Origin of the sequence: Ramlibacter sp. MMS24-I3-19 (genome assembly GCF_050320135.1) — a bacterium.
Classification (GTDB): domain Bacteria; phylum Pseudomonadota; class Gammaproteobacteria; order Burkholderiales; family Burkholderiaceae_C; genus Ramlibacter.
In genome coordinates, this window is the sequence record NZ_CP190017.1 from 1,953,836 (window position 1) to 1,974,415 (window position 20,580).

Below are 20,580 nucleotides of genomic sequence, written 5' to 3' on the forward strand. Positions count from 1 at the left end.
GGCCGTGAATCCGCCTACCATCGCAGCATGAGCGACACCCATTTCGGCTTCGAGACCGTCGACGAGCGCGACAAGGCCCGGCGCGTGCGCGGCGTCTTCGATTCGGTCGCGCCGCGCTACGACCTGATGAACGACCTGATGTCGGCCGGCCTGCACCGCGCCTGGAAGGCGTACACGGTGCTGGTCGCCAACGTGCAGCCGGGGCAGCAGGTGCTGGACATCGCCGGCGGCACGGGCGACCTGGCGATGGCCTTCGCCCGCAAGGTGGGCGCGCGCGGTCGCGTGGTCCACACCGACATCAACCACGCGATGCTGAGCACGGGGCGCGACCGCTTGCTCGACGCCGGCCTGGTGCTGCCCACCGTGGTCTGCGACGCCGAGAAGCTGCCGTTTCCTGATGGCCACTTCGACCTGGTGAGCGTGGCCTTTGGCCTGCGCAACATGACGCACAAGGACCGGGCGCTGGCCGAGATGCAGCGCGTGCTGCGGCCGGGTGGCAAGCTGCTGGTGCTGGAGTTCTCCAAGGTGGCCGCGCCGCTGCGCCGGGCCTATGACTGGTATTCGTTCAAGGTGCTGCCGCGCCTGGGCCAGGCCGTGGCGGGCGATGCCGACAGCTACCGCTACCTGGCCGAGTCGATCCGCATGCATCCGGGCCAGGAAGAGTTGAAGACCCTCATGCGCACTGCGGGATTCGGGCATGTGGACTATCACAACCTGACGGGCGGCATCGTCGCCCTCCACGTTGGTATCAAGTGCTGAGGGCGACGCCCTGGAAGGAAGTCAGATGAAGTTGTGGACCTCCGCGCTCGTGGCTGCCCTGGTCGTGGCGAGCGTCGACGCTGACGCGGCGCGCCGCCTCGGCAGCGGCCGCTCGATCGGCCGGCAGTCGCCGAACGTCACCCAGCGCGAGGCCACCAAGCCCCCGCCGTCGGCACCCAATGCGGCGCCGAACGCCAGCCCGAATGCGGCGCCGGCCCAGCAGGGGTCGGTGCAGCCGGCCAACCCGGCCGTGCGTCCCGGCACGCCTTCGCCCGTGCAGCCGCTGCCAGCCAGGCGACCGTGGGGCGCGATGCTCGGTGGCCTGGCCGCCGGTCTCGGCCTGGCGTGGCTCGCGCACAGCCTGGGCTTCGGTCCGGCCATGGGCAACCTGCTGCTGATCCTGCTGTTCGTGCTGATCGCGGTGGCCGTGATCCGGATGCTGACGCGCGGCCGCCGGCCGGCCATGGCGGGCGGTCCAGGCTTCCAGCCGTCCGCCTATGACCTGGCGCGCAAGCCGCGCGAGTACAGCCCGGACAAGGTGGGCAACGACGCGTCGGCGCGGCCCTGGGAGCGCAACAGCAACACAATGCCGTTCGAGACGGCGGCGGGCCGTGGCAGCGGCATCCAGATCGGCTCGGGCCTGGCGGGCTCGCAGTCGTGGGGCGTGCCCGCCGGCTTCGACACGGCCGGGTTCGTCGCCGCCGCCAAGCGCAACTTCATGACGCTGCAGGAGGCCTGGGACCGCGCCGACATGGGAACGCTGCGGTCCATGATGACCGACGGCATGCTGGCCGAGATCCGCAGCCAGCTGGCCGAGCGCGAAGCGCACCTGGACGGCCAGCCGAACAAGACCGAGGTCGTGATGCTCGAGGCCCAACTGCTCGGCATCGAGGACCTGGGCAACGACTACATGGCCAGCGTCGAGTTCTCCGGAATGATCCGTGAGCAGCCCTCGGCCGGCCCGAGCCCGTTCCGCGAGGTCTGGAACATGACCAAGCCCAAGGACGGTCGCAGCGGCTGGCTGGTGGCCGGCGTGCAGGCCCTCGCCTAGGCCGCGTTCCCGCTCCGCGGCCCAGCTGCGGCGGCCCATAATCGGGGGCGATGGCCACCCCTCCGCCTTCTTCCCCGTCCTTCATCGACAGCCTGCTGGGCGCGATCGGCGAGCGCTTCGCCCCGCCGGCCTGGGCCGTGCACGAGGCGCAGCACCGCATCGTGCTGCTGCTGAACCACGTGCTGATGCAGGAGCCGCAGGCGATGGACCGGCTGCGCCGCCAGGCCGGGCGCATCGTCGAGGGCCGCTGGCGCGTCTTCGGCATCCGCCTGCTCGCCACGCCCGCGGGGCTGCTCGACCTGGCCAGCCCGGCCGCCGCGCCGGACCTCACGCTCACCATCGCCGACGAATCGCCGTGGGCGCTCGCGCAGGCGGCGCTGCGTGGCGAGAAGCCGACCGTGCGCATCGTCGGCGACGTGCAGTTCGCGGCCGAGGTCAACTGGCTGGTCGACCACGTGCGCTGGGACGTCGAGGAAGACCTCGCCCGCCTGGTCGGCGACGCTCCCGCGCATGCCATGGCGCAGGCCGCCCGTGGCATGGCCGACGCGCTGCGCCGCTTCGTGCCGGGCGCGCGCGCGGCTGCACCGGGCGGCAGTGCCGGCCCGGGCTCCGCATGACCCGGGTGATCCGCAGCGCGTTCATCCTCTGGGTGATCCTGCGGTACGGGCTCGACGAGCTCGTGCTGTCCAGCTTCCAGCGTCCATGGCTGCACCGGCTGGCGCGCGTGATGACCATCGGCCGCAAGCTCGATGCGCCGCGCGGCCAGCGCCTGCGGCAGGCCCTCGAGCGGCTCGGGCCGATCTTCGTGAAGTTCGGCCAGGTGATGTCCACGCGGCGCGACCTGCTGCCGCCCGACGTCGCCGACGAGCTGGCCAAGCTCCAGGATCGCGTGCCTCCCTTCAGTTCGGCCATCGCGGTCGCCACCATCGAACGCGCGTTCCGGCGCCCGGTCGATGCGATCTTCCACACGTTCGAGCGCGAGCCGGTGGCCAGCGCCTCGATCGCGCAGGTGCACTTCGCCACGCTGAAGGACCGCCACGGCCACACGCGCGAGGTCGCGGTGAAGGTGCTGCGGCCCGGCATGCTGCCGGTGATCGAGAAGGACCTGGCGCTGATGCGCATGATGGCCGGCTGGATCGAGTCGCTGTCGGCCGACGCCAAGCGCCTGAAGCCGCGCGAGGTGGTGGCCGAGTTCGACAAGTACCTGCACGACGAGCTCGACCTGCAGCGCGAGGCGGCCAATGCCGCCCAACTGCGCCGCAACATGGAAGGCCTGGACCTGGTGCTGATCCCCGAGATGCTCTGGGACTTCTGCCATCCCGAGGTGATCGTGATGGAGCGCATGTACGGCGTTCCGATCAGCCACACGGAGCGGCTGGCGCAGGCCGGCGTGGACCTCGGGCAGCTGGCGCGCGATGGCGTCACGATCTTCTTCACCCAGGTGTTCCGCGACGGCTTCTTCCATGCCGACATGCACCCGGGCAACATCCAGGTGAGCATCGACCCGGCGACGTTCGGGCGCTACATCTCGCTGGACTTCGGGATCATCGGAACGCTCACGGAGTTCGACAAGGACTACCTGGCGCAGAACTTCACCGCGTTCTTCCGCCGCGACTACAAGCGCGTGGCGGAACTACACCTGGAGTCCGGCTGGGTGCCCCCCGGCACGCGGGTCGACGAACTCGAGTCGGCGATCCGCGCCGTCTGCGAGCCGTACTTCGACCGGCCGCTCAAGGAGATCTCGCTGGGCATGGTGCTGATGCGCCTGTTCCAGACCTCGCGCCGCTTCCACGTCGAGATCCAGCCGCAGCTGGTGCTGCTGCAGAAGACGCTGCTGAACATCGAGGGCCTGGGCCGCGACCTCGATCCGGACCTGGACCTGTGGGCGACGGCGCGGCCGTTCCTCGAGCGCTGGATGGTGGAGCAGGTGGGCCCGCAGCGGCTGGTCGACGAACTGCGCGCCCAGGCGCCGCGCTACGCCAAGCTGCTGCCCGACCTGCCGCGGCTGCTGCACGACTACCTGCGGCACCGGCACGAGTCGAACCGCGACGAGCTCGAACTGCTGGTCGCCGAGCAGCGCCGCACCAACCGGCTGCTGCAGACCATCCTGGCCGTGGGCCTGGGATTCGCCCTGGGCCTGGCGGCCACCCAGCTCGCAGCCTGGGTGCGCTGGCTCTGAACTCCGGGGCATGCCGGCCCGTCGAAGCGGGACGGCCCCTCGGGGATAATCCGGCCGCCCTCCACGGAGCCCGCTGGTGAATTACACGCTGATCACGTTCGTCGTCCTGTACCTGGTTGGCACCCTCGCCATCGGGACCTGGGCCGGCACCCGCATCAAGAACACGGCCGACTTCGCCGTGGCCGGCCGCAGCCTGCCGCTGGTGATGGTGATCACCACCACCTTCGCCACCTGGTTCGGCGCCGAGACGGTGATGGGCATCCCCGCCAAGTTCGTGCAGGGCGGCCTGAACGCCATCGTGGAAGACCCGTTCGGGGCCGGCACCTGCCTGATCCTGGTCGGCCTGTTCTTCGCCACGCGCCTCTACAAGCAGAACCTGCTGACCATCGGCGACTTCTACCGCCAGCGGTTCGGCCGCGGCGTGGAGGTGTTCTGTTCGGGGGCCATCATCCTCAGCTACCTGGGCTGGGTGGCCGCGCAGATCACGGCGCTGGGCCTGGTGTTCTCGGTGCTCACCAACGGCGCGATGTCCGAGACCGCCGGCATGATCGTCGGCACGGCGGCGGTGCTGGTGTACGTGGTCATCGGCGGCTTCCTGGCCATCGCCTGGACCGACTTCATCCAGATGATCGTGCTGGTGGTGGGTCTGTCGATCATCGCGGTGTTCTCCAGCGAGCTGGCCGGCGGCAGCGACAGGGTGTTCGCGATGGCGCGCTCGAAGGACCTGTTCGCGTTCCTGCCCCAGCCCACCTTCACCGACATGGCGTTCTTCATCGGCGCCGGCCTCACCATGATGCTGGGCAGCATCCCGCAGCAGGACGTGTTCCAGCGCGTGATGTCGGCCAGGGACCAGGACACGGCGCGCAATGGCGCGGTGATCGGCGGCGTCAGCTACATCCTGTTCGCGTTCGTGCCGATGTTCGTCGTGGCCTGCGCCGTCGTCGTGATGGGCGACCAGGCGGTGCAACTGGTGAAGAACGACTACCAGAAGCTGCTGCCCACCTTCGTGCTCACGCGCATGCCGCTGGTGATGCAGATCCTGTTCTTCGGCGCGCTGCTGTCGGCCATCAAGAGCACGTCGTCGGCCACGCTGCTGGCGCCCTCGACCAGCTTCGTCGAGAACATCCTGAAGAACCTGCGTCCGCACATGAGCGACCGGCAACAGCTGCTGGCCATGCGCATCACCATCGTCGTCTTCACGGCTATCGTGCTGGCCTATGCCATCGCGATGAAGGGCACCTCGATCTACGAGCTGGTGTCCGCGGCCTACCAGGTGACGCTGGTCGCCGCCTTCGTGCCGCTGGTGATGGGCCTGTACTGGAAGCGCGCCACCACGCAGGGCGCCATCGCCTCCATCGCCGCCGGCGTGGTGACCTGGGTGCTGTTCTTCCCCCAGCTCAACGAAGGCCTGAGCAAGGCCTTCCCCGGCCAGCTGGCCGGCCTGCTGGCTGGCATCGCGGGCATGGTGGCCGGTTCGCTCGCGCCGCAACTGCTGCGCAACCGCAAGGAGCCGCGCGGGCACCACGTCACCGCGTAAGACCTCGCAGCTGGCGGCACCGCAGGGGTTGAGGTTCAGCCCGCTGCCTATAATTGAGGGCTTTGCACCCCTCCTCACGTCCTTTCCAGCCATGCCCATCTACGCCTACAAGTGCGGCTCCTGTGGCCATGCCAAGGATGTCCTGCAGAAGATCTCCGACGCTCCGCTGACCACCTGCCCGGCGTGCGGCGCCGAGGCATTCAGCAAGCAGCTCACCGCCGCCGGATTCCAGCTCAAGGGATCGGGCTGGTACGTCACCGACTTCCGCAACAACGGCAGCTCGGGGTCGACATCGAGTTCCGGCAAGCCGGCCGAGTCCAAGCCCGCCGAATCGTCGGGTGAATCCAAGCCCACCGAGGCCGCGCCGGCCTCCAAGCCCGACACCCCGTCCGCTTCCGCGGGCGGGTGCGGCGGCGGCTGCGCCTGCCACTGACCGGAAGCACCGGACCTCGAGATGGCCGCCCTCCGCCGATGGCTGTTCGCCGGCCTGCTCGTCATCGCGCCCCTGGCCGTCACGCTGTGGGTGCTGCAGTGGATCGTCGGCACGCTCGACCAGACGCTGCTGATCCTGCCGGGCGCCTGGCAACCGGACCGGCTGATCGGCTACCGCATCCCCGGCCTGGGCGTGCTGCTGGCGCTGGCCATCCTGCTGATCGTCGGCGCGGTCACCAGCAACTTCGTCGGCCGCAAGCTGGTGGCCTGGGGCGATGCGCTGCTCGTTCGCATCCCGGTCGTGCGGTCGATCTACTCCAGCGTCAAGCAGGTCTCCGACACGCTGTTCTCCCCCGGCGGCAACGCATTCCGCACCGCGGTGCTGGTGCAGTGGCCGCGGCCGGACGTCTGGACCATCGCCTTCGTCACCGGCTCGCCGGGCGGTGACGTCGCCACCCACCTCGCCGACGATTTCGTCAGCGTGTACGTGCCCACCACGCCCAATCCCACCGGCGGCTACTTCGTCATGCTGCGACGGCGCGACTGCGTCGAGCTCAAGATGAGCGTCGACGAGGCGCTGCGCTACGTGATCTCGATGGGCGTGGTCGTGCCGGCCGCGCCCGTCACCAATCCCCGCTGACGCGCCCCGCGCGCGTCGCCTGTCCACCCGAAGGGTTCTCCCATGGCTTCCCAACAAATGCGCACCACCTATTGCGGCCTCGTCGACGAGTCGCTGCTCGGTCAGACCGTCACCCTGTGCGGCTGGGTGAACCGCCGGCGTGACCATGGCGGCGTGATCTTCGTCGACCTGCGCGACCGCGAAGGCTACGTGCAGGTCGTGTGCGACCCGGATCGGCCCGAGATGTTCAAGGCCGCCGAAGGCCTGCGCAACGAGTTCTGCATCCAGGTCAAGGGCCTGGTGCGCGCGCGCCCCGCCGGCACCACCAACGACGGCCTGCGCAGCGGCAAGATCGAGGTGCTGTGCCACGAGCTCAACGTGCTGAATCCGTCGGTGACGCCGCCGTTCCAGCTCGATGACGAGAACCTGTCGGAGACCACGCGCCTGGTGCACCGCGTGCTGGACCTGCGTCGCCCGTACATGCAGAAGAACCTGATGCTGCGCTACAAGGTGACGATGGAGGTGCGCAAGTTCCTCGACGCCAACGGCTTCATCGACATCGAGACGCCGATGCTCACCAAGAGCACCCCGGAAGGCGCGCGCGACTACCTGGTGCCCAGCCGCGTGCACGACGGGCAGTTCTTCGCGCTGCCGCAGTCGCCGCAGCTGTTCAAGCAGCTGCTGATGGTGGCCGGCTTCGACCGCTACTACCAGATCACCAAGTGCTTCCGCGACGAGGACCTGCGCGCCGACCGCCAGCCCGAGTTCACGCAGATCGACATCGAGACCTCCTTCCTGACGGAGGAGGAGATCCGCACGATGTTCGAGGGCATGATCCGCAGCACCTTCCAGCACGCCATCGGCACCGAGCTGCCGGCGTTCCCCGTGATGCTGCATGCCGACGCCATGCGCCTGTACGGCTCCGACAAGCCCGACCTGCGCGTGAAGCTCGAGTTCACCGAGCTCACCGACGTGATGAAGGACGTCGACTTCAAGGTGTTCTCGGGCCCGGCCAACGAGAAGGACGGCCGCGTGGTCGGCCTGCGCGTTCCTTCTGGCGGCGACATGAGCCGTGGCGAGATCGACGGCTACACCGAGTTCGTCAAGATCTACGGCGCCAAGGGCCTGGCCTGGGTCAAGGTCAACGACGTGGCCAAGGGCCGCGAGGGCCTGCAGTCGCCGATCGTGAAGAACCTGCACGACGCGGCCATCGCCGAGATCCTCAAGCGCACCGGCGCGAAGAACGGCGACCTGATCTTCTTCGGCGCCGACAAGGCCAAGGTGGTCAACGACGCCATCGGCGCGCTGCGCGTGAAGGTGGGCCACAGCGACTTCGGCAAGTCCAAGGGCCTCATCGAGGGCGCGTGGAAGCCGCTGTGGGTCGTGGACTTCCCGATGTTCGAGTACGACGACGACGCGCAGCGCTGGAACGCGGTGCACCACCCGTTCACCTCGCCCAAGGACGGCCACGAGGACTGGCTCGAGACCGACCCCGGCCGCTGCGTGGCCAAGGCCTACGACGCGGTGCTGAACGGCATCGAGCTCGGTGGCGGCTCGGTGCGTATCCACCGCGAGGACGTGCAGAGCAAGGTGTTCCGCGCGCTGAAGATCGGTCCCGAGGAAGCCAAGGCGAAGTTCGGCTTCCTGCTGGATGCGCTGCAGTACGGCGCGCCCCCGCACGGCGGCATCGCCATCGGCCTGGACCGCTTCGTGATGCTGATGACGGGCGCCGAGAGCCTGCGCGACGTGATCGCGTTCCCGAAGACCCAGCGCGCCCAGGACCTGCTGACGCAGGCGCCCGGCCCGGTCGACGAGAAGCAGCTGCGCGAGCTGCACATCCGCTTGCGCAATCCGACGCCGGCGCAGTAAAGGCGGGAGCGGACTCCCAAACGCAGAGGACGCAGAAGAGCGCAGAAATCGCAGAAAAAACCTTCAAAGGACTTTCTGCGACTTCCGCGCCTTCTGCGTTTGGAAGTTCAGCAGCCGCGGCGCGGCGCACGGCGGTACGCTGGCGTCGTGCCGCCATTCAAGATTCCCGAATCCGTCCTGGTCGTGATCCACACGCCGGACCTCGACGTGCTGCTCATCAATCGCGTCGACATGCCCGATTACTGGCAATCCGTCACGGGCAGCAAGGACACCGAACAGGAGACGCTCGTCGACACCGCGGTGCGCGAGGTGTTCGAGGAGACGGGCATCGCCTGCGGTCCGGGCACGCCGTTGCAGGCGAACCTGCGCGACTGGGGCCTGGAGAACATCTACGACATCTACCCGCGCTGGCTGTCGCGCTACGCGCCGGGCGTGACGCGCAACACCGAGCACGTGTTCGGCCTGCAGGTGCCCGCGGGCACGCCGGTGCGGCTGAATCCGCGCGAGCACGGCGCATGGAAGTGGCTGCCGTGGCGCGCCGCGGCGGATGCCTCGTTCTCGCCATCCAACGCCGAAGCCATCCTGTTGCTGCCACAATTTGCGCGATGACTTTGCTGCGCGTGGCGACGTACAACATCCACAAGGGCGTGCAAGGCATCGGGCCGGTGCGGCGGCTGGAGATCCACAACATCGGGCATGCCGTCGAACAGCTCGACGCCGACCTGGTGTGCCTGCAGGAGGTGCGCAAGCTCCACCGCCGCGAGGAGCGCTACTTCACCCGCTGGCCCGAGCTGCCGCAGGCCGAGTTCCTCTGCCCCGAGGGCTACAGCGCCGTCTACCAGACCAATGCCACCACGCGCCACGGCGAGCACGGCAACGCGCTGCTGTCGCGCTGGCCCGTCGTGTCGCAGGGCCACGAGGACATGTCGGACCACCGCTTCGAGCAGCGCGGGCTGCTGCACGTGCAGGTGCGCATCGCGCGGCGCGACGTGCACGTCATCGTGCTGCACCTCGGGCTGATCGCCGCCAGCCGCGTGCGCCAGGTCGAGCAGCTCGGGCGCTACATCGAGCGCGAGATCCCGTCGCGTGCGCCCGTGCTCGTGGCCGGCGACCTGAATGACTGGGGCGGCAAGCTGCGCCCGGCGATGAATGCGATCGGCCTGCGCGACTTCACCGACGCGAAGGTGTCCACCTACCCGTCGCGGCTGCCGCTGGCGCAGCTCGATTACGCCTACGCTCGCGGCCTCAAGCCGGTGGGCGTGCAGGTGCCGCGGGGAGGCGTGTGGGGCAAGATGTCCGACCACCTGCCCCTGATCGCGACCTTCAGGTTGTAGGAGCGATGCCGCACCGCATCCCGCCGCTGCGCACCGGGCACGCCCTGCAGTTGCTGGAGGGCAGCACGCAGTATTTCCCGGCCCTGGTTGCGGCGATCGACCAGGCGCGACAGGAGGTCTGGCTCGAGGCCTACATCTTCGATTTCACCGGCAGCACCGAGACCGTGGCGCAGGCACTGGTGCGCGCGGCCTCGCGCGGTGTCGACGTGCGCGTGCTGGTCGACGGCTTCGGCAGCGGCGAGGTGCCGCAGGCCTGGCGTGATCGGCTGGTGGCGGCAGGCGTGCACTGGCGCACCTACGCGCCGCCGGGGCGACTGGGCGTGGTGTGGCCGCGCAGCTGGAAGCGCCTGCACCGCAAGCTGTGCGCCATCGATTGCGAAGTGGCGTTCTGCGGCGGCATCAACATCCTCGACGACCTGCACGATCCGAACCACGGCGAACTGCCTGCGCCCCGCCTGGATTTCTCGGTGCGCGTCACCGGGCCGCTGGTGCCCGAGGTGCGTGCCACGATGCTGCAGCTGTGGGAGCGCATGCGAACGTTCGAGGAGATGCGCCTCGGCGAGCTGGGCCGCGCCTTCCACACGCTGCGCCACATGGGCGCGCTGCGGCGCGCCGCCGTGCGGCAGCGCATGCCGGCGGGCGGACCCGGCGAGCGGGCGCGCGCGGCGCTGGTGCTCCGCGACAACTTCCGCCACCGCGCCAGCATCGAGCGTGCCTACCTGCGCGCGATCGGCCGCGCGCGCAGCGAAGTCATCATCGCCAACGCCTACTTCGTGCCGGGCCATCGCATGCGGCGCGCGCTGGTCGAGGCGGCCAGCCGCGGCGTGCGCGTCGTGCTGCTGCTGCAAGGTCGGTACGAGTACTTCATGCAGTACTACGCCGCCCGGCCGGTCTATGGCGCGCTGCTGCGCGCGGGCGTCTCGATCCACGAATACTCGGCCAGCTTCCTGCATGCGAAGGTGGCGGTGATCGACGGCCAGTGGGCCACGCTGGGATCGTCCAACCTCGATCCGCTGAGCCTGCTGCTCGCGCGCGAGGCCAACCTGGTGATCGAGGACCGCGCGTTCGCGGGCGAACTGCGAGCGCGCCTGCTGGAGGCCGTGGCCCGCGAAGGCCAGCACATGGATGCAGCGCTGTACGAGAAACGGCCCTGGCGCGAACGGCTGCTGGAGAACGTGGCGCTGGCCATCATGCGGCTGGCACTGGCCGTGCAGGGCAAGAGGACCTACTGGTGAGTACGCCGGCCGACCTCGTGGTGCAGCGCCCCGAGGGCCTGTACTGCCCGCCGGGCGACTTCTACATCGATCCGTGGCGGCCGGTGGCGCGCGCCGTGATCACGCATGCCCACGCCGACCACGCGCGCTACGGCCACGGCCATTACCTGGCGGCCGCGCCCGCCGAAGGCGTGCTGCGTGCGCGGCTCGGCGACATCCAGCTGCAGACGCTGCCGTACGGCGCCGCGATCGAGCACCACGGCGTGCGCGTGTCGCTGCATCCCGCGGGCCACGTCCTGGGCTCGGCGCAGGTGCGGCTGGAGCACGGCGGCCAGGTGTGGGTGGCCAGCGGCGACTACAAGGTGGCACCGGACCTCACCTGCGCGCCCTTCGAACCGGTGCGCTGCGATGTGTTCATCACCGAGTCCACGTTCGGGTTGCCGATCTACCGCTGGCGGCCCGACGAGGAGCTGTTCGCCGACATCAACGGCTGGTGGGCGCGCAACGTCGCCGTGGGCCGCGCCAGCGTGCTGGCCTGCTACAGCTTCGGCAAGGCCCAGCGCATCCTGAGCGGCATCGATCCGACCATCGGTCCCGTGATCGTGCATGGCGCGGTGCGACCGCTCAATGACGCGTATCGCGCTGCCGGTGTTGCATTGCCCGATACGCAGATGGTCACCGAGGTCAAGGACCGCGCGGACCTGCGGCGTGCCCTCGTGCTGTGTCCGCCCAGCGCGGTGGCCAGCACCTGGCTGCGCCGCTTCGGCGAGAGCAGCACGGCATTCGCCAGCGGCTGGATGCAGCTGCGCGGTGCGCGCCGTCGCGGGGGCTACGACCGCGGCTTCGTGCTGTCGGACCATGCCGACTGGCCGGGCCTGCTGGGCGCCATCGGCGCCACGGGTGCTCAGCGCGTGATCGTCACCCATGGCAGCGTGCCGGTGATGGTGCGCTACCTGCAGGAGCAGGGACTGGAGGCGGAGGGCTTCGACACCGAGTACGGCGACGACGTGGTCGAAGCGGACACCGCACCCGCGGATGAAGCGACACCGGCGACATGAAGCAGTTCTCGCGCCTTTTCGCCGAGCTGGACGCGACGACCTCCACCAACGCCAAGGTCGATGCGCTGCAGCGCTACTTCGCAGCGGCCACTCCCGCCGACGCGGCGTGGGCGGTGTACTTCCTTGCCGGCGGCAAGCCGCGGCAGGTGATGAACATGGGCATCCTCGCGCAGCTCGCGTGCGAGGAGGCCGGCATCGAGCCCTGGCTGTTCGACGAGTGCTACCAGGCCGTGGGCGACCTGGCCGAGACCATCGCGCACGTGCTGCCGCAGGCGGCGGAGACGTCGGATGTCGGCCTGGCCGAGTGGATCGAGCAGCGGCTGCTGCCCTTGCGCGGCCTGCCACCGGAGGAGATCGCGCAGCGCGTGCGCGCGTGGTGGCGCGAGCTGGACGACCAGGGGCGCTTCCTGCTCACCAAGCTGGTGGGCGGCGGTTTCCGCGTCGGCGTGAGCAAGCTGCTGGTGCAGCGCGCGCTGGCTGCGCACAGCGGCGTCGATGCCAAGCGTGTCGCCCAGCGGATGATGGGCTACACCGACGGCAAGCTGATGCCCTCGGCCGAGCGCTTCGCGGCCCTCGTTGCGCAGGCGGAGGAGGGCGTGCACGAGCGCGCCGATGAAGGCCAGCCCTATCCCTTCTTCCTCGCCCACCAGCTCGACGGGCCGGCCGAGGCCTTCACGCCGCGCCTGGGCCCGGTGGACCAGTGGCAGGTCGAGTGGAAGTACGACGGCATCCGCGGCCAGGTGGTCAAGCGCGGTGGCCGCGTGTGGATCTGGTCACGTGGCGAGGAGCTGGTCACCGAGCGCTTCCCCGAGATCGTCGCGCTCGCGCAGCCGCTGCCCGATGGCACCGTGCTCGATGGCGAGATCATGGTGTGGAGCGAGGAGCCGGTCGAAGGCTTGCCCGCGGTGCTGGGCGGACGGCCCACGCCGTTCTCGCTGCTGCAGCAGCGCATCGGCCGCAAGACGCTGACGAAGAAGGTGCTGGCCGAGGCGCCGGTCACCTTCGTCGCCTACGACCTGCTGGAGCAGGACGGGCAGGACGTCCGCGACCGCACGCAGCGGGAACGACGCGTGCGGCTCGAGGCGCTGCTGGCGGGCACGCGGCTCAAGCTGTCGCCGCTCGAATCGGCGGCCTCGTGGCTGGATTTCGCGAAGCTGCGCCAGCGCTCGCGCGAGCTGGGCGTCGAGGGCTTCATGCTCAAGCGGCTCGATGCGGCGTACGGGACGGGACGCACCAAGGTCGACGGCCTGTGGTGGAAGTGGAAGATCGATCCCATGACCATCGACTGCGTGCTGGTCTACGCGCAGGCGGGGCATGGCCGCCGGGCCTCGGTCTATACCGACTACACCTTCGCGGTGTGGAGCCGCGAGCCGGCCAGCAAGACCGAGGCCGACGCGGTGCTCGAGGCGATCGCGAACAAGGAGCCCCCGCAGCCCGGCGCGCTGCAGCTGGTCGCCTTCGCCAAGGCCTACAGCGGCCTCACGGACGAGGAGTTCCGGCAGGTCGACGCCATCATCCGCCGCTCGACGATCGAGAAGTTCGGGCCGGTGCGCAGCGTCAGGCCGTCGCTGGTGTTCGAGCTCGGCTTCGAGGGCATCAACCGCAGCACGCGGCACAAGAGCGGCATCGCGGTGCGGTTCCCGCGCATGCTGCGCATCCGGCACGACAAGCCGCTGCACGAGGCGGATACCCTGCAGTCGCTCGAAGCGCTCCTGAATTTGTAGCTGACCGCCGAGCGCCGGCGCGGGCGCCTGGGAAGTCCCCTTGCGTGCCAGAGCTGTGCGGCCGATGATACGATTGCCGATGCTCATGAAAGCCGAACCCAACCTGCCGGGCCCGGAGGCCATCGACGAGGGCGTGCCCGTCTCGGTGCGCATCCGCGAACGGCTGCTGGCCGCGCGCAAGCGCTTCCATGCCAACGACAACATCGCCGAGTTCATCGAGCCCGGCGAGCTGGAGGCGCTGCTCGACGAGGTCGAGGGCCAGATGCAGGGCGTGCTGGACAGCCTGGTGATCGACACCCAGAGCGACCACAACACTGGCGACACCGCGCGCCGCGTGGCCAAGATGTACCTGAACGAGGTGTTCCGCGGCCGCTATGCGCGCGTGCCCACCATCACCGAGTTCCCCAACGCCGAGCACCTGAACGAGCTGATGATCGTCGGCCCGATCACGGTGCGCTCGGCCTGCAGCCACCACTTCTGCCCGGTGATCGGCAAGGTGTGGATCGGCGTGATGCCCAACGAGCACACCAACGTCATCGGCCTGTCCAAGTACGCGCGGCTGGCCGAGTGGGTGATGGGGCGGCCGCAGATCCAGGAGGAAGCGGTGGTGCAGCTGGCCGACCTGATCATGGAGAAGACGCAGCCCGACGGACTGGCCATCGTGATGGAGGCCACGCACTACTGCATGGCCTGGCGCGGCGTGAAGGACATGGACAGCAAGATGATCAACTCGGTCATGCGCGGCGTGTTCCTGAAGGACGCCGCGCTGCGGCGCGAATTCCTGGCGCTGATCCCCAAGCGCCAGCTGGGGTGACGCCATGCTGGTTCGCCTGCTCTATTGCAGCCGCGCGGTGGACACCAGCGCGCACGCGATCGAATCGATCCTGGCGCAGTCGCGCCAGCACAACCCGGTGAGCGGCATCACCGGCATCCTCTGCTACGGCGCCGGCATCTTCCTGCAGGCCATCGAGGGCGGCCGGCTTCCGGTGTCCGACCTCTTCGGCCACATCCAGCGCGACCCGCGCCACAAGGACGTCGCGCTGCTGCACTACGAAGAGATCTTCGAGCGCCGCTTCGGCGGCTGGACCATGGGCCAGGTCAACCTGAGCAAGCTCAACCAGTCATTGCTGCTCAAGTACTCCGAGCGGGCCGAGCTCGATCCGTATGCCGTGTCGGGCAGGGTCTCGCTCGCGCTGCTGGAAGACCTGATGGCCACCGCCGCGATCTGCGGGCGCGCCTGAGGGCAGGGCTGCAAGCGATGCCCGTCCTCGGCCGCATGCAGCGCACGCTGGCATGGGGCGACTGCGATCCGGCCGGCATCATCTACTACCCCACGTACTACCGCTGGATGGACGCGGCCACCTGGGAGCTCGTGGCGCAGGCCGGCTTTCCCGCCGCACGCATGCGCGCCGAGCTCTTCACGCTGCCGCTGGTCGCGGCCGAGTGCACCTTCGTGAGCTCGCCCACGTTCGGCGACGAGTGCGAAGTACGCTCGCACGTGGAGCTGTGGGGCCGCAGCTCGTTCACCGTGAAGCACGAGATCGTCCTGATGGACACGCAGCGCCCGCTCGCGCGCGGCAGCGAGTCGCGCGTGTGGTGCCGCTACGAGTCCGGGCCCGGCAGCCCGCTGCGCGGCGTGCGCATTCCCGAGGAAGTGCGCGCAGCCCTGGGCGCGCCGATCGCGTGACGGCGGCCGCGCCGGCCACCCTGGTCGGCTGCGATTTCTCCAGCGCGCCGTCGCGCCGCAAGCCCATCGTGCTGGCGTTCGGCCATGCCCTGCAGGGCAGGGTCGTGCTCGATCGGCTGCAGATGCTGCAGACGCTGCCCGAGTTCGGCCACTGGCTCGCCGAGCCCGGGTCCTGGCTGGCTGGCTTCGACTTTCCCTTCGGGCTGCCACGCGAGCTGGTGGAGCACCTGGGCTGGCCGCGCGAGTGGCTGGCCTGCATCCGCCACTACTGCAGCCTGCCGCGCGAGGAGATCCGCGCCGAGTTCGCGGCGTTCTGCGATGCGCGGCCGGCCGGCGGCAAGTTCGCGCACCGCAAGTTCGACAGGCTCGCCGGATCCAGTCCCTCGATGAAGTGGGTGAACCCGCCCGTGGCCTGGATGCTGCATGCGGCGCTGCCGCCATTGCTGGCTGCCGGCGTCGACATCCCGGGGCTGCATGAAGGCGACCCGACCCGCGTCGCACTCGAGGCCTACCCGGGGTTGGTGGCGCGCGAGCTGGTCGGGCGACGCAGCTACAAGAACGACGACCCGGCCAAGCACACGCCCGAGCGGCTGATCGCGCGCAAGGACATCGTCACCGCGCTCGAAGCCGGACGCACGCGGCTGCAGCTGCGCCTGAAGCTCACGCACGCCCAGCGCGACGCGCTGGTGGAGGATGCGAGCGGTGACTCGCTCGATGCCGTGCTGTGCATGCTGCAGGCCGCCTGGGCGCAGCGGCACGGCCCGCCGCGCTATGGCCTGCCGGACGACCTGGATCCGCTGGAAGGCTGGATCGTCAGCGCCTGATCGTCCGCCGGCGCGGCGCCCACGCGGCCGAATGCCAGCAGCGCCTCGGCGTCGGTGCGGTACATCCGCAGCAGCGGGCCTTCCTTCAGTTCGCCCGCCTTGCGCAGCACGCGTTCGACCGGCAGCTTGATGCCGCTCACGTGCAGCATGATCCGGCGCCCCTGCAGCAGCCGCGTGATGGCGCCGAACACCTCGACGCCGGTGGCATCGATGCGGTTGATCGGCTGCGTGAACAGGCAGACGTGGCGCGTGTCCGGATGCGCCGCCAGGTGTTCCACGACGGCGCGTTCGAGCGCGGTCGCGGAGGCGAAGTCCAGGTCGGCGTCCATCCGCAGCGCGTAGGTCTGCGGCGCGATCGGCGCGAGTTTCCAGAGGTGCCGGTCGCGCATGCTGCCGTCCGGGTGCAGGCCCACCTCGATGATGCGCGGGTGCAGCCGCAGGAAGAGGAAGTGCGCGAGCACCACCAGCACGCCGGTGAGCACGCCCCAGTAGATGTGCGGCGCCGACAGCACGGTCACCACGAACGTGAGCGCAGCCGTCGCGGCCTCGACGCGGTCGACCTGCCACAGCGCGCGGAACACGCGCGGCTTGACCAGGTTCATCACGGCGGCGACCACCACGGCGGACAGCACGGCGGTCGGCACGTGGTACAGCGCCGGCGTGAGGAACAGCAGCACCAGCAGCACGATGATCACCGCCGCGATGGTCGCCCAGCCCGTCTTCGCGCCGGCATACAGCGTGATCGCCGAGCGCGAGAACGAGGTGCTGGTCGGGAAGCTGCCGGAGAACGCGGAAGCGAGCTTGCCCACGCCCTGGCCCACCAGGTCCTGGTTGGCGTCCCAGCGCTTGCCGTCGCGCTGGCTCTCGATCTTGGCGCTGGAGGCCATCTCCATCGAGCTCACGAGCGCGAGCACCACGGCCGGGGCGACCAGGCCACGCAGCGTGTCCCAGTCGGGCAGGGTGGGCCAGTACAGGCCGGGCAGGCCGGCGGGCAGCAGGCCGACAACGCTGCCGCGGCTGGCATAGCCGGTCATCGCGCTGAGCGTGGCCGACGCCGCCAGCACCAGCAGCACCATGGGCACGCGCGGCAGCAGCCGCTTGCCCAGGTCGAACAGCAGGACGCTGACCAGCCCATACGCCAGGGCTTCCATGTCGAAGGCGGGGCCGTGCAGCAGGGAGGCGAGGCTGCCCTTCAACCCGATCAGGTGCGGCAGCTGCGACGCGATGATCAGCACCGCCGCGGCCTGGCTGAAGCCGGTGAGCACCGGCGAGCTCACCAGGTTCAGCATCCATGCCGAACCGCTGGCGCCCACGGCGAGCTGCATCGCGCCGGAGAGCAGGGCAAGCCACACGGCCAGCGCGACCCATTGCGCGGTGCCCGGCTCGGCCAGCCCGAGCAGCGACGCGCCGACCAGCACGCTGCTCAGGGCCGAGGGCCCGACCGACAGGCGCGTGGAACTGGAGAACAGCACGGCGGCCACCATGGGCAGGAAGGTGGCGTACAGGCCCGTCACCAACGGCATGCCGGCAAGGCCCGCGTACGCCACGGACTGCGGGACCATGACCACCGCGACCGTGAGGGCGGCAGCGACCTCGCCGCGCAGGAGCGCCGCGGTGGGACGCGGCCAACGGAGGAAAGGCAACCAGCGCGACAACTTGGACATCCGCCGAGCTTAAGCGAGGCTGGAACCTCCACCTGCGCTGCCCGGCAGCAGCGACAATGGCCGCGCACCATGGACCGACCGATCCGCAGGTCGTCGCCGGCCGCCAGCTGGATGGCCTCGCGCGGCTGGACCCCGTTCGCCTTCCAGCGCGAAGTCTGGCGGGGCATCGCGCAGGGGCGCAGCGGGATGCTTCATGCGACCACCGGCGCGGGCAAGACCTACGCCGTCTGGCTCGGCATCCTGGAGCAGCTGCTCGCCCTGCATCCGCCCGGACGCGGCGCCGAGCCGCTGCGCGCGATCTGGCTCACGCCGATGCGGGCGCTGGCGGCCGACACCACGCGCGCGCTCACAGAGCCGCTGCGCGAGCTGGCGCCCACGTGGACGATCGGCCAGCGCACCGGCGACACCGCCTCCGCCGAGCGTGCGCGACAGGACCGGCGGTTTCCCACCGTGCTGGTCACCACGCCCGAATCGCTGACCCTGATGCTCACGCGCGAGAACGCGCGCGAGGAACTCCGGTCGGTCGGCTTCGTGGTGGTCGACGAGTGGCACGAATTGATCGGCAGCAAGCGCGGCGTGCAGGCGCAGCTCGCGCTCGCGCGCTTGCGGCAGCTGAATCCGGACCTGGTCACCTGGGGCCTGAGCGCCACCCTCGGCAACCTGGAAGAGGCGATGTCGGTGATGTGCGGCCCCGACTCGCAACCCGAGCCGCTGCTGGTGCGCGGCCGCATCGACAAGCAGCTGGTGATCGACACGCTGATCCCGCCCGATCCCGGCAAGTACACCTGGGCCGGCCACCTGGGCAAGGGCATGCAGGTGCCGGTGGTGGAGGAGATCGCGAAGGCCTCGACCACGCTGGTCTTCACCAACGTGCGATCACAGGCCGAGATCTGGTACCAGCTGCTGCTGGAGGCGCGCCCTGAATGGGCCGGCGAGCTCGCGCTGCACCATGGGTCGCTGGACCGGGCCACGCGCGAGTGGGTCGAGCTGGGATTGAAGGAAGGGCGGCTGCGTGCGGTCGTCGCCACCTCGTCGCTCGACCTCGGCGTGGACTTCCTGCCCGTGGAGCGCGTGCTGCAGATCGGCTCGGCCAAGGGCGTGGCGCGCATCATGCAGCGTGCGGGACGCAGCGGCCATGCCCCGGGACGCGCCAGTCGACTCACGCTGGTGCCGACCAACACCATGGAGATCGTCGAGGCCGCGGCGGCCCGCGTGGCGGCGTATGCCGGCCGTGTCGAACGCCGCGACGCGCCCGCGAAGCCGCTGGACGTGCTGGTGCAGCACCTGGTGACGATCGCGCTCGGCGGCGGTTTCATCGCGGACGCGCTGTACGAGGAGGTTCGCACTGCCTGGTCGTACCGCACGCTCTCGCGCGAGGAGTTCGACTGGGCCCTGGCGTTCTGTGAGCGCGGGGGCGAGAGCCTGTCGGCCTATCCCGACTACCACCGCATCCGCAAGGATGAGCAGGGCGTGTGGCGCGTGCCCGACCGCGGCATCGCGCGGCGGCACCGCCTCTCGGTCGGCACCATCGTGAGCGATGCCTCCATGCAGGTGAAGTACCTCTCGGGCGGCAACATCGGCACCATCGAGGAAGGCTTCATCGCGCGCCTGCGCAAGGGTGACTGCTTCTACTTCGCGGGCAAGCTGCTGGAGTTCGTGCGGGTGCAGGACATGGCCGCGTACGTGAAGCGCGCCACCCGCAAGAGCGGCACCGTGCCGACGTGGATGGGCAGCAAGATGGCGCTGACCACCGAGCTGGGCGACGCCGTGCTGGAGATGATGCAGACTGCCGCGCGCGGCGAGTACCCGCATCCTGAACTGGTGGCCGCGCGGCCGATGCTGGAGACGCAGGCGAGGCTGTCGCGCATCCCCACGCCCGCCACGCTGCTGGTCGAGAGCTACGAGTCGCGCGAGGGCCAGCACCTGTACGTCCATCCCTTCGCCGGACGGCACGTGCACCTCGGGCTGGCCAGCCTGCTGGCGTGGCGGCTTGCGCGCGACCGGCCCAACACCTTCAGCATCTCGGTCAACGACTACGGCTTCGAGCTGGTGAGCGCCGAGCCGTTCGACCTGGCGCCGGTGCGCGACGGCTCGGTGTTCACCACGGCCGACCTGCTGCACGACGTGCTGGCCTCGCTCAATTCGTCCGAGCTCGCGCAGCGCCGCTTCCGCGAAATTGCGCGTGTCGCCGGCCTTGTCTTCACGGGCTACCCGGGCCAGCCCAAGAGCATGCGGCAGCTGCAGGCGTCCAGCGGCCTGTTCTATGAGGTGTTCCGCAAGTACGACCAGGGCAACCTGCTGCTGTCGCAGGCGGAGCAGGAGGTGCTGAGCCAGGAGCTGGAACTGTCGCGCCTGCGGGCCACGCTCGAGCGCATCGCCACGCGCACGCTGGACATCGTCGCCCTGAAACATCCGAGTCCGATGAGCCTGCCGCTGATGGTGGAGCGGTTCCGCGAGAAGCTCACGACCGAGCAGCTGTCGACGCGGCTCGACCGCATCATCTGCGCGATGGAGAAGGATGCGCCCCGCTGAGCTTGCGCGCGACAGCTCCTACAGGCGCTTGCGCGGTGCGCCGCTGCGCCAGCGCGGCGGGCCTCCCTAGAGTTGCGGCTGTGCGGGATGCGTCCCG

General features: G+C 69.8%; 19 protein-coding genes. 18 read left to right on the top strand and 1 reads right to left on the bottom strand.

The genetic code is table 11. The features are described 5' to 3' along the window. Window positions 1-27: 27 nt before the first annotated feature. The 17 genes from ubiE to ACPWT1_RS09855 all read left to right on the top strand — a co-directional run bounded on the left by ubiE (window position 28) and on the right by ACPWT1_RS09855 (window position 16,287). Complete coding sequence (gene ubiE / locus ACPWT1_RS09775) at window positions 28-759, top strand: bifunctional demethylmenaquinone methyltransferase/2-methoxy-6-polyprenyl-1,4-benzoquinol methylase UbiE (RefSeq protein ID WP_427915175.1); 732 nt, start codon at window positions 28-30, stop codon at window positions 757-759. Window positions 760-784: 25 nt separating this feature from the next. Continuing rightward, window positions 785-1,810, top strand: coding sequence for a Tim44 domain-containing protein (locus ACPWT1_RS09780; protein ID WP_427915176.1), 1,026 nt, complete (start codon window positions 785-787; stop codon window positions 1,808-1,810). 50 nt (window positions 1,811-1,860) lie between these two features. Continuing rightward, a complete protein-coding gene (locus ACPWT1_RS09785) occupies window positions 1,861-2,427 on the top strand; it encodes a hypothetical protein (protein WP_427915177.1) in 567 nt (188 codons plus the stop codon). Next, window positions 2,424-3,989, top strand: a complete 1,566-nt coding sequence (ubiB, locus tag ACPWT1_RS09790) for a ubiquinone biosynthesis regulatory protein kinase UbiB (RefSeq protein ID WP_427915178.1) — start codon at window positions 2,424-2,426, stop codon at window positions 3,987-3,989. Before ACPWT1_RS09785 ends, ubiB begins: the two co-directional genes overlap by 4 nt. A gap of 76 nt (window positions 3,990-4,065) precedes the next feature. Then, window positions 4,066-5,526 (top strand): sodium:solute symporter family protein, encoded by a 1,461-nt coding sequence (locus ACPWT1_RS09795; RefSeq protein ID WP_427915179.1) that lies wholly within the window; start codon window positions 4,066-4,068, stop codon window positions 5,524-5,526. Between the two features lie 91 nt (window positions 5,527-5,617). Beyond that, window positions 5,618-5,959: an FmdB family zinc ribbon protein gene (locus ACPWT1_RS09800; protein WP_427915180.1), complete on the top strand. Its 342-nt coding sequence runs from the start codon at window positions 5,618-5,620 to the stop codon at window positions 5,957-5,959. 21 nt (window positions 5,960-5,980) lie between these two features. Continuing rightward, complete coding sequence (locus tag ACPWT1_RS09805) at window positions 5,981-6,598, top strand: DUF502 domain-containing protein (protein ID WP_427915181.1); 618 nt, start codon at window positions 5,981-5,983, stop codon at window positions 6,596-6,598. Window positions 6,599-6,655: 57 nt separating this feature from the next. Then, window positions 6,656-8,446 carry an aspartate--tRNA ligase gene (aspS, locus tag ACPWT1_RS09810; RefSeq protein WP_427915534.1) on the top strand — a complete coding sequence of 597 codons (1,791 nt, stop codon included), beginning with the start codon at window positions 6,656-6,658 and terminating at the stop codon, window positions 8,444-8,446. Window positions 8,447-8,593: 147 nt separating this feature from the next. Further along, a complete protein-coding gene (nudB, locus tag ACPWT1_RS09815) occupies window positions 8,594-9,055 on the top strand; it encodes a dihydroneopterin triphosphate diphosphatase (protein WP_427915182.1) in 462 nt (153 codons plus the stop codon). Further along, complete coding sequence (locus ACPWT1_RS09820; protein WP_427915183.1) at window positions 9,052-9,780, top strand: endonuclease/exonuclease/phosphatase family protein; 729 nt, start codon at window positions 9,052-9,054, stop codon at window positions 9,778-9,780. Before nudB ends, ACPWT1_RS09820 begins: the two co-directional genes overlap by 4 nt. 5 nt (window positions 9,781-9,785) lie before the next feature. Then, a complete protein-coding gene (gene clsB / locus ACPWT1_RS09825; RefSeq protein WP_427915184.1) occupies window positions 9,786-11,015 on the top strand; it encodes a cardiolipin synthase ClsB in 1,230 nt (409 codons plus the stop codon). Further along, window positions 11,012-12,052 (top strand): ligase-associated DNA damage response exonuclease, encoded by a 1,041-nt coding sequence (locus ACPWT1_RS09830; protein WP_427915185.1) that lies wholly within the window; start codon window positions 11,012-11,014, stop codon window positions 12,050-12,052. The genes clsB and ACPWT1_RS09830 overlap by 4 nt, the downstream gene beginning before the upstream one ends. Then, complete coding sequence (locus ACPWT1_RS09835) at window positions 12,049-13,776, top strand: ATP-dependent DNA ligase (protein ID WP_427915186.1); 1,728 nt, start codon at window positions 12,049-12,051, stop codon at window positions 13,774-13,776. The genes ACPWT1_RS09830 and ACPWT1_RS09835 overlap by 4 nt, the downstream gene beginning before the upstream one ends. 79 nt (window positions 13,777-13,855) lie before the next feature. Continuing rightward, on the top strand, window positions 13,856-14,590 hold the full coding sequence (folE, locus tag ACPWT1_RS09840; protein ID WP_427915187.1) for a GTP cyclohydrolase I: 735 nt from the start codon (window positions 13,856-13,858) through the stop codon (window positions 14,588-14,590). A 4-nt stretch (window positions 14,591-14,594) separates the two neighbouring features. Continuing rightward, complete coding sequence (locus ACPWT1_RS09845; protein WP_427915188.1) at window positions 14,595-15,017, top strand: BLUF domain-containing protein; 423 nt, start codon at window positions 14,595-14,597, stop codon at window positions 15,015-15,017. A gap of 17 nt (window positions 15,018-15,034) precedes the next feature. Next, entirely contained in the window at window positions 15,035-15,463 is a 429-nt protein-coding gene (locus ACPWT1_RS09850; protein ID WP_427915189.1) for an acyl-CoA thioesterase, read from the top strand. Further along, a complete protein-coding gene (locus ACPWT1_RS09855) occupies window positions 15,460-16,287 on the top strand; it encodes a DUF429 domain-containing protein (protein WP_427915190.1) in 828 nt (275 codons plus the stop codon). The genes ACPWT1_RS09850 and ACPWT1_RS09855 overlap by 4 nt, the downstream gene beginning before the upstream one ends. Here ACPWT1_RS09855 and ACPWT1_RS09860 read toward each other — a convergent pair. Then, window positions 16,233-17,951: a SulP family inorganic anion transporter gene (locus ACPWT1_RS09860; RefSeq protein ID WP_427915191.1), complete on the bottom strand. Its 1,719-nt coding sequence runs from the start codon at window positions 17,949-17,951 to the stop codon at window positions 16,233-16,235. The genes ACPWT1_RS09855 and ACPWT1_RS09860 overlap by 55 nt on opposite strands. Window positions 17,952-18,020: 69 nt before the next feature. Between ACPWT1_RS09860 and ACPWT1_RS09865 the strand changes: the two genes are divergently transcribed. Continuing rightward, window positions 18,021-20,483, top strand: a complete 2,463-nt coding sequence (locus tag ACPWT1_RS09865; protein ID WP_427915192.1) for a ligase-associated DNA damage response DEXH box helicase — start codon at window positions 18,021-18,023, stop codon at window positions 20,481-20,483. Window positions 20,484-20,580: the final 97 nt, after the last annotated feature.